At 68.1% G+C, this 9,936-nt stretch carries 6 protein-coding genes; 1 reads left to right on the top strand and 5 read right to left on the bottom strand.

Annotated features, from left to right (window positions below; translation table 11 throughout):
* A partial coding sequence (locus ACJ8AN_RS05410; RefSeq protein ID WP_407754152.1) for an insulinase family protein occupies nt 1–1,614 on the top strand: 1,614 nt, incomplete at its 5' end.
* A gap of 94 nt (nt 1,615–1,708) precedes the next feature.
* On the opposite strand, the gene ACJ8AN_RS05405 is transcribed toward ACJ8AN_RS05410, so the two are convergent.
* The 5 genes from ACJ8AN_RS05405 to ACJ8AN_RS05385 are packed head-to-tail and all read right to left on the bottom strand — an operon-like array spanning nt 1,709 to nt 9,923.
* Entirely contained in the window at nt 1,709–6,892 is a 5,184-nt protein-coding gene (locus ACJ8AN_RS05405) for a hypothetical protein (protein WP_407754151.1), read from the bottom strand.
* Nucleotides 6,893–6,901: 9 nt separating this feature from the next.
* On the bottom strand, nt 6,902–7,414 hold the full coding sequence (locus ACJ8AN_RS05400; RefSeq protein WP_407754150.1) for a hypothetical protein: 513 nt from the start codon (nt 7,412–7,414) through the stop codon (nt 6,902–6,904).
* Nucleotides 7,415–7,424: 10 nt separating this feature from the next.
* Nucleotides 7,425–8,579, bottom strand: a complete 1,155-nt coding sequence (locus ACJ8AN_RS05395; RefSeq protein WP_407754149.1) for a prepilin-type N-terminal cleavage/methylation domain-containing protein — start codon at nt 8,577–8,579, stop codon at nt 7,425–7,427.
* Nucleotides 8,579–9,133, bottom strand: coding sequence for a hypothetical protein (locus ACJ8AN_RS05390; protein ID WP_407754148.1), 555 nt, complete (start codon nt 9,131–9,133; stop codon nt 8,579–8,581). The genes ACJ8AN_RS05395 and ACJ8AN_RS05390 overlap by 1 nt, the downstream gene beginning before the upstream one ends.
* Before the next feature lie 4 nt (nt 9,134–9,137).
* A complete protein-coding gene (locus ACJ8AN_RS05385; RefSeq protein ID WP_407754147.1) occupies nt 9,138–9,923 on the bottom strand; it encodes a Tfp pilus assembly protein FimT/FimU in 786 nt (261 codons plus the stop codon).
* Between the last annotated feature and the right edge of the window lie 13 nt (nt 9,924–9,936).

Here is a 9,936-nt window from a genome sequence, read left to right as displayed (position 1 = left end):
GTGCCCGCGGACGAGCTGGCCACGGTGAAGGCGCTCATCGAGGCCGAGGCCGTCTACCAGCGCGAGACGGTGCAGGGCCTGGCGCGCAAGATGGGCCACTACCAGTCCACCATGGGAGACCTGGAGGCGGAGGCGCGCTACTACGAGGCCATCGCCCGGCTCACCCCCGAGCGCATCCGCGAGGTGGCCGAGCGCTACCTGCGCTTCGACCGGGCCATCGTCACCGGGCTGCTGCCGCCGGGCACCGCCTTCGGCGCCGAGCAGACCGAGGAGCTGCTCGACCGCGTCTCGCGAGAGACCCCCGGCACCCCGCCCGAGCGCCGCGCGCCCAAGGCCGCGGCCTCCGAGCCCGCCCTGAAGGTGGTGCGCAACACTCCCGCCTCTCCGGGCCGGGTGGTGGAGGAGCGGCTGCCCTCGGGGGCGCGCGTGCTCGTGCGCGAGGAGCCGGCCGTGCCCCTCTTCGCCATCCGCGCCGCCTTCCCCGGGGGCCTGCGCTACGAGACGGCGGAGACCAACGGCCTCACCACGCTGCTGGGCCGCTGCCTCACCCGCGGCACGCCCTCGCACGACGCGGAGGAGATTTCCCACCTCATCGACAACCTCGCCGGCTCGCTCACGGGCCAGGGCGGACGCAACTCGGTGGGCATGCGCGGCGAGTTCCTCTCGCGCCACTTCCAGCCCGCCTTCCGCCTCTTCGCGGACTGCCTGCTCAACCCCAGCTTCCCCGAGGCCGAGGTGGCCCGCGAGCGCACCCTGCTGCTGCAGGACATCCTCACCCGCGAGGACAAGCCCAGCGGCGTCGCCTTCGACTTGTTCGGCCGCACCCTCTTCCGCTCGCACCCGTACCGGCTGTCCACCCTGGGCGAGACGTCCTCGGTGGAGAAGCTGGGGCCGGACGCGCTGCGCGTCTACCACGCCGCGCACATGGACCCGTCGCAGCTGGTGCTCAGCGTGGTGGGCGACGTGAAGGTGGACGAGGTGCTCGCGCTCGCGCACGAGGCCTTCGGCACCTCGCGCGGCCGCGCGGCGCCTCCTCCCGAGGTACGGCCCGAGCCGCCACTCGACTCCCCGCGCTCGGACAAGCGGGTGCTGGCGCGGGCCCAGGCGCACCTCGTGCTGGGCTTCCAGGGCGTGCGGGTGAATGACAACCGGCGGCACGCGCTGGAGGTGCTCTCCACGCTGCTCAGTGGCCAGGGCGGGCGGCTCTTCGTGGAGCTGCGCGACAAGCGCTCCATGGCCTACAGCGTCAGCAGCTTCTCCATCGAGGGCGTGGACCCGGGCTACTTCGCCGTCTACATGGGCACCAGCCCCGAGAAGCTGGAGGCCGCGCTCGCCGGCATCCGCGTGGAGCTCGCCCGCGTGCGCGACGAGCCCATCCCCGAGGCCGAGCTCTCCCGCGCGAAGCAGCACCTCATCGGCACCCATGAGATCGGCCTGCAGCGCAACGGCTCTCGCGCCGCGCTGCTCGCGCTGGATGCCTGCTACGGCCTGGGCCAGGAGAACTTCCTGCACTACGCCGAGCGCGTGGCGGCGGTGACGGCCGAGGACGTGCGCGCGGTGGCCCGCCAGCTCATCGACTTCGAGCGCAGCGCCCTCGTCATCGTCGGTCCCTGAGTCCCCGCAAAACAAAATCCCCTCTCCCGGTGAGGGAGAGGGGATGGGGTTCACCGGGCCTCAGGTAGAGGCCCGGCTCACCGGGTAGCGCGGCTCACAGGTCGTTGCAGGCCGCCGCGTTCTCGTGACGGCACTCGTGCAGGTTGCGCGGCACTTCCATCCAGTAGACGTCCGGAGCCACGTTCGACTGGTCGCGCAGCTTCTCCGTGCGAGGCGCGTCGCCCGGGCTCGTCACCGCCACCTCGTAGCGGATGCCGCCCTTCTTCGACAGCGACACGATGGGCGAGCCCTCGCCCGGAGGAGCCGACGTGTCCTTCGCCTTCGCGTCGATGTAGCCAACGAGCGCGCCCGAGCTGTTGCGCACCTGGAAGCCCGAGGACATGTCCGGGAGACCCGTGATGGCGTCCGCCTGCCACGAGAAGGACTTGTCGCCCGAGCCCGTCAGCGAGCAGGCCGAGGCGCCCACCGCCGTGGACGGAGAGAACGTGGGCCAGAAGACGATGCCCGCGAGCACCGTCGAGCCGGCCGCCGTGCGCTCCAGCAGCGAGTTGTTGTAACGGACGAACCAACCCGGCCCATCCGACAGTCCGCGCTTGAGCCCGGCCACCTTGGTGGTGGAGAGGTAGCGCTGCTTGTTCCCCGTCGCATCCGGGGGCAGGTAGTCGTAGGCCGTGTCCGGAATCGTCACGTCCACCAGCGAGCACGCGACGCCCGTACCGCACGTCACGCCCGCCTTGTCCGTCACGCGCAGCGCGTCGAAGGCAATCGCCCCGGCCGCGTCGGAGAACTTGCGCTTGCCGCCACCGTACGCGTGGAAGCCGAAGTAGCGGTTGTTCGCCACCGACTGCTTCTCCGTGGCGGTCAGCCCCAGGTCCGGGTGCTCGGACGTGTTGACGCTGATGTGGTCGCACGACCACGCGCCGCCCGACGTGTTGCACCAGGACTGCGTCTGGAACGTGCGCGACGAGCCCGTCCAGGGGTACGGATACGTCCGGGCGCCGAGCGCCGGGTCGGGGCAGGAGATGTCCAGCTGGGTCAGCTCCATCCTCGAGCCCGTGCACGCCGAGGCCAGGGTGCCGGACACCGACTCGTCGTTCTTCTTCAGCACACCGGCCTTGTACTCGATGATGCTGGTGCGCTTCTGGCCGTTGACGTCCGCGACGAACGTCGCCGCCACGTCGCACTTGAGCCGGACACACGCCAGCAGATCGTCCGGCGAGCAGTCCGAGCCCGGCGCGGTGCGCAGGTGCTGCCGGTCACCGGTGCCGATGAAGCTGCGCAGCCAGCCCGTCTCCGGTTGCAGCACGTTGGAGGCGATCTGGAAGAAGGGCGCCTTCTCGTTGAGGTTCGCCGGCCCGAGGACGGAGGAGTCGTCACGCGCCATCTCCAGCGAGCGCGCGCCGTACCAGTTGGTCACCTGGCCCGAGGCGTCCACCTCGCCCGGCTGCTTGAAGCGGAACGTCCACGCCTGGCCGCCCATGTCGCCGACCACCATGGTGTCGAAGAAGCCGTCCATGTCGACCTGCACGCTCTCCGCCCTGCCGATGTCCACCATGGCGGCCGAGGCCACCACGGGCATCATCCCGTTGAGCACGTCGGCGTAACCGCCCGCCTTGCGCACCGGCTGGGCCTGCGCGGACCACACCTTCTCACCCGTCCAGGCATCCACCATGTAGACGCCGCGGCCGCGCGAGAGGTCCGGGCTGTAGCCGCCGTTGAGCACGGCCACCCAGCGCTCGTCCCAGCCGCGAGAGCTGCCCGACTTGATGCGCACCGGCCCGATGGGAGGCGGCTTGGGCGCGAAGTTGGACCAGGACTGGCCCATGCTCGCCGACTCCGCGTCGCACGCGTTGGGGAACATCCAGCGGAACGGCTTGAGGCTGCTGTCCGAGGGCGTCTTGAGCGCCTTGAGCATCGCGTAGGGGTCCGTCACGTCCAGCGCGACGAAGCGCTGGCCACCCCCGCGCTCGGTGATGATGGCGATGGTGCGGTACTCATCCACCTGCTTGGTGCCGTCCTGCTTGCGATCCACCAGGTCTCCGGCGGGAGCGCCGTCCGCCCAGATGTCACGCACCATGGGCGTGCCGTCCACGAAGTACTCGTGGCCGTTCACCATCAAGCCCAGCTTGGGCAGCAGGTCCGGCGGGATGAAGGCCCACAGCTCCTGGCCCGTGCCCACGTCGTAGATGTCGTCCAGCGCGCTCTCCTTCGTGCGGCTGGTGGCCGAGCCCACGTGGACGGCGTGCAGCATGCCGCCGTTGGAGCCCACCAGCGCGATGCGATCGCGCTTGGAGTAGGTGTTCTTGAAGTCGTCGTAGGCGCCGAACTTCTTGGCGGCGCTACGCGCCGGCGACATGGGCGTGGGGGCGTAGCAGGGCTTGCCACCGCTCAGCGAGCACAGGGGCTCGGAGGACACCGAGTTGGAGAAGTCCTCATAGAGCGTGGACACGCACTGGCCGCTCAGGCCCAGGGTGCACAGGAAGGGCTCGGCGGGCGGCTCCACCGTCACGGGCGTGGAGTGGAAGATGTCCGCGAGCTTGCAGGAGGCCGTGTCGTCCGGCTTCTTGTTGTCCGCGCACGGCCGCTCCTCGGTGAGGATGGAGTCACCGTCGTAGTCGAAGACGTCCTGGCCGCGCACGAAGCGGATGATCTGAATGGCGCAGTCGTCCTGCTGCGCGGCCGTGCCCGTCCACGTGCCCTTCTTCTGCTTGGCGAAGAGCGTCGCGCAGATGCCGTCACCCCCCGACAGCAGGTAGCTCTTGAGCTGCGCCAGGTTGTCCTCGTGGAACTCGACGGGCGGGTTGTCGTACTGGTCGAACTTGCCGTCGTTGTTCCGGTCGATGAGGGTGAAGACGCAGCGGCCCCCATCCTCCTTGAGCGGGTTGTCGGGGTCGCACTTGAGGGCCGCCTTGCGCTTGCCCACCGTCTCGCCCAGGTCCCAGAAGGGCTTGGCGGGCTGGCCACCCTCGAGCTTTCCGTCGCTCGTGGGGCTCGCCGTGTTCACCTTCACCCAGAGGCCGTCCGTGTTCTCCTGGACAATGTTGGAGGAGGTGAAGCTGGAGATGGACGGCACGCCACCGGTGAAGCCATCCGGCTTGTCCAGGAAGAAGGTGTCGTCGCAGTCCCCGTCCTTGTTCAGGTCGTACGGATCCTTCGCCGTGCTCTTCGCGGTGGCGTCGTCGCAGCCCTGGGCGAACTCGCTGTAATAGAAGAAGCGGTAGAGGTGGCCCTCGTACGGGCGGCTGCGGCGCGGGATGAAGCGGGGAACGTACACGGAGGACTGCATGCCGCCGGCCTGCACGCCGGAGACGTTGGCGGAGGCGAACGAGGTGGACAGCTGCTTGATGTCGCCGAGCGCGTCGAGGATGGAGTCACGCAGCTCGGTGGCGTTGTTGGCGCGGTAGAACTTGCCCTTGCCGGCCAGCGAGATGCTCTGGAGCATGGCGCTGTTGTCGCCATAGCCGATGGTGTACGTGCGCATCGACTGCGTGCCCGGCAGGTCGTCGCGCAGGTCCATGTTCGCCATGAAGAAGGCGACGTCATCCATGAAGTTCTTGTTGCCCGCGCCCATACCCGTCGGCCAGTTGTGGTCGGCCATGGCGTAGTCGCAGTCCGCCTTGGTGAACTTGGCGTGCGTCACCGGGTCCTTCTCGAACTGGTCGCAGTAGTTCACCCCCCCCACGTCCGGGTTGTTCTTGGCGTCCATCGGGCTCCACTTGAGCGCCGTGCCGTCCGGGTGACGGGCGCCCTTGGCCACCAGCAGGTCCATCATCTTGGTGATGGGCACCGAGTTGTCGTACTTGGGCGCGCCGTCGGTGAGCACGATGACCGAGTTCACCTGGCAGCCGAAGCACACACTGCGCTGGTTGTAGTCGTAGTCCTCGAAGGGCTGGCCCGGCAGGTAGGTGGTGCCCACCGTCTTGGGCGCCTTGAGCCACTCGTCCGAGGCCGCGGCGTAGGTGTTACCCGGCTGGCCCGTGTCGACGTTGTCATCGGTACCCGTCTTTCCGCCGGGACCGAAGTAGCAGCAACCCGGCCAGTAGAGGTCGGGCGGGTTGATGGGCTGGTCGAACCAGCCCTTCCACTTGCCGTCCACGCGCTGCGAGGAGAAGTAGCCACCCAGGCCGAACAGGGCCTCGCCGATGGAGCGCTCGTAGTTGCGGAACTGCACGTTGTTGACGGCGGTCCTCAGCTCGGGGCGGTTGAGCGCCGCCTCGTTGATGGAGGGGAAGGACTTGTCGCAGGACGGACGCAGCTTCGCCAGAATCTCCGGCGGGTCGAACCAACCGTGGTCCTTACCGAAGGTGGCCACGCCCATGCGCACGTTGGGCGCGATGTTGATGACGTCCTTGAGCACCTTGCGCGCCACCGCGAACTTGGGCGGACGCAGGTTGAGGATGCGGCCGTTGACGATCCACTTGCGGTACGCCTCGGGCGGGGGCGGCTCCTGGCCCGTGATGGACTGCTTGCGCGTGGGCGGGAAGTCGTCGTCGTTGAAGTCGCTCGAGGTGTTGGCGGTGATGAGCGGACCGCGCCACCACCCCTTGGTGTTCAGGCACTTCTCGCACTCATTCATCACGTCCGAGTCCCACCAACCGTCACCCGTCTTCCAGTTGGTGACCTGGTAGCAGGCCGACTGGGCGAAGCTCGTCGGGTTGAGCGACGAGGTGGCGGCGCTGAGCGACGCCGGGAAGTCCTCGACCTCCCAGGCCACGCGCCGGCCGCGCGCGTGATAGAACTTGTCCACCTCGAAGAACGGCGTGGCGCCGAAGTCAGCGTCGGCGTCATAGACGACGGAACCGTTCTTGTTCACGTCGCTGCTGGACTTGTCGAACCAGCTCATCGCGGAGACGAGCGCCGGGTCGTCACAACCCGTGTTCATCCAGTAGCCGAACTCACCGTCCTGGCCGCGCTTGTCCTGCGGCCCGGGGCTGGCGGGAACGGTGTAGTAGCCGGGCGTGAAGGCCTCCGGCAGCATCTGGGGGAAGTCCAACATGGACTCGTTGTTACCCACCAGGAAGATGGCGCTCGGAGGGCTGGAGGGGACCTCGAAGAAGTCCTTGTCCCCACCCACCGCCGGGCTCATCATCGAGTCACCGATGGAGAGGGCACTCGAGCAGCACGCGGCCTTGTCGGGCGTCGGAACGGAACCCGAGCGTCCTTCCAGGGCCAACAAGCCCACGGCCCCCGCCACCACCACTCCCGCCCCGACGCCAACCCGGCGGACCAACGGCTTCCGCAGGGCGCGTCGCAGGGTGTCGAAGTCGATGCGCATCATGAAAGGCTCCTAGAGACCGTACCGCACCACGAATTCCACTTCGGTCCCACGTCCGGTTTCGTCCACACAGTGGACCAAGACTTTATACGGCACTCCACCCAAGCCGGAGTCGCCAACGGTGTTCGTCAAATCGCGCAGGTTCTTCCGGTCACCACCCGCCTTGGCCTTCACCTGGGTGATGCCCGACACGGACACCTGGCCGATATGGCCGCTGCGCACACAGCGCTCGTTCGTGGCGGCCTGCTCCGCGGAGGACTTGCAGTCGACGATGCCCGCGGAGTTCACGTCCTTGTTCACGGCCGACAGGTCCATGGGCACGCCAGTGAGGCTGAAGCGCGAGAGCATGTACTGGCGGCCCGCGTCCGCGCAGGCCAGGAGCTCGTCGCCACTGCGATCATTCCGCGCCGCTCCCAGCTCACTGTGGGAGAAGGCCACGGCGGCGGCCGCCAACAGGCTGATGACCGCCAGCAGCACCACCACCAGCAACAGCACCGAGCCGCGTCTGTCGAGGCGTCTCTTCATGGGAATCCTCCTAGCCTCCAGCACAATTGAACTCATCGCCCGGCAGCGCGCCACTGCAAGCCGTGGTCGCGTCCGGCTCATGATAGATCGGCACGGGCATTTCCGCGGATCTCAAGTTACGCACCTGGATGGACATTTCTGACACGATGCGGCGAAACCCGTAGGCCACCGGCTTGTTCGTGAAGGGATCCACCAGGAGCGGATTTTCCGACGTACCGTCCGCCTTCCGGCCAAAAGAGGGAATCTGGTTCATCTGCTCCGGGCCGGCGCCCGTGTCACGCGTGGTGCTGCGCGCCACCAGGCCCACCACGACGGCGCGGATGTTGGCCGGGTTGTTGTTCTTGCGCAGCGCATCATCCAGGTCCGTGGTGTACGTGGGGGCCGGATCGGCCGGGTCGGGGGTGAACAGGGTGCCGTCACCCCGCACGAAGGACATGCGCATCGCCTCGATGTCCTCGGCCACCGGCTCGCCGTACGAGTCCGCGGGGTCCCCCTCCTCCAGCCCGTGCCGGCGGAACAGATAGGGCCGGCCCGGCGTGGCGGGGTTGCCGTCCTCGTCGATGAGGCGGATGGAGTAGTCGTAGACGTCGATCTTGAAGACGTAGATGCCCAGGGTGCCCGCGGTGGAGAAGCAGGACTGCACCTCGTTGAGGTTGGGGAAGGTGCCCGTTTTCGGCTCGAGCGGCAGCTTCGCGTCGCCCTTGGCGGCATTCGCGCCGAGCCGTGCGTACGTCCAGCCAATGGCGCCCGGGCACATCACCTGGAGGATCTGCCCCCGGCGCAGGGGCGCGCTCAGCGGGGTGAGCAGCTTGATCTCCGTCTCGGAGACCTCGGCGGCCATGGTGCTGAAGGCCGGGTTGCGCATCCGGAAGACGAGCCGATCCGACCGGTTGACGGAGGAGGGAGAGGTCGTCACCTCGCGCGACCAGCCGGCCGGGAAGTCGAACGCCAGATGCGGCTCCATCCCGTAGCCGGCCATGCGCAGGTTGCGCACCACCATCAGGTGCGTCTGCCGCAACGAGGCCTGGCCGCCCCGCACACCCGCCTGCGTGTAGAAGGACTGGGTGTAGCCCAGGAAGGCCGCGGACACGGCGAGCACCGTGATGAAGGTGACCGCGGAGCTCACCATCAGCTCGATGAGGGTGAATCCTCGCTGGCGCCGCATCACAGTCCTCCCGGCAGGGTACGCATCGTCTGGGTGGTCACCACGCGAGGCTCGCCCGCATCCAGGTAGAGCACCTTCACCCAGATCTGCAGGATGCGATCTCCCTGCGGGCGGACGATGTAGTAGCGCTCGTACCAGGTCTCGTTCTTGCCCGCCGTCTTCTCCTCGTTCTTGAAGACGGGCTTCTGCAGGCCACCGAACTTCGCGCCGCCCAGCGTGAGCATCACCTCGCCGTGCATGCACGCCTTGTAGGCGTTGTAGCCGCTGCTGCCCGGCTGGTGCAGGACGTTGTCCTTGTCCAGCGGATCCTCCGCGCACAAGGCGGAGGAGGCGGTGAGCCGCGGGTCCTTGAAGTCCCAGAGTTGGATCTGCTCGGCCAGGTCGTTGGCGACGTCGGTGGCCTGCATGAGCCGGCGAGCCTGGCCGGTGGCGCCGCGCGCCTGCACGAGCGCGCCGAGCAGCCCGGCCAGACCCACGAGGAAGACGACCGCGGCGATCAGCGATTCGATCGTCGTGAAGCCGTTGCGTTGGCGAAGAGGAGCGCGTCCCAGCATGGAATCACCTCGAGGCATTCGCCGAGAAGGTCCGGACGATGCCGGTGTTGGTGATGACGACGGCCTGGGCGCTCTCCGAACCCCCTCCGCCCATGGGCTGGAAGGTGATGGAGGCGGACCCATCCGCAGACATGTTGCCCTCGGCATCGGAGAACTTCACGGTGCCATCGGGCTCGAAGAAGATGGCGCCGCGCAGCGGCTTGCCCGCGCCATCACCGGAGCAGAAGGTGCAGGCCTTGTTGTTGGGGACGAAGCAGAAGGGCGGCGGGAAGGTGTCGGTGCCCTTCGTGGCGCCCTTGGCCAGGCCCACCTTGGTGGCCAGCGTCGCGGTGCAGCCCTTGTGCGCCACGCGGCCGACGGCGTCCCAGTAGCCGCCCTGGAACACCCGCACCGAGGCGTTGAAGTGGCCCGAGTCGAACAGCGGGTAGCTCGAGCCCGCGGGCGCGGGCGCCGCCGGCTCCAGGTCGCGGATGTTGCGCCAGTCGGGATGGGCCTGCATGGTCTTCACCATGTTCGACCAGGAATCCACCACCACCCAGTACTCGATGGGATTGCCCAGCGTGTAGCCATCCGCGTTGAGCACCAGCACCACGCGCTGGTTGCGGCCATACGCGTGCGAGCGGGCACTGGAGATGACGGCGGAGAACTCGAGCGCGCCACCCGTCAGGCGCGTGCGCTGGGGCAGGACATCCAACGCCGCGAACGCGAGCGCGGAGAGAATGGCGATGATGCCCACGACGGTCATCATCTCAATCAGGGAGAAGCCGATATTGCGGCGGGTTCGCCTCATAGGGAGTCCATCA

The organism is Archangium sp., from assembly GCF_045802675.1.
GTDB lineage: Bacteria > Myxococcota > Myxococcia > Myxococcales > Myxococcaceae > Archangium.
This window is presented reverse-complemented; position numbering and strand designations above follow the sequence as displayed.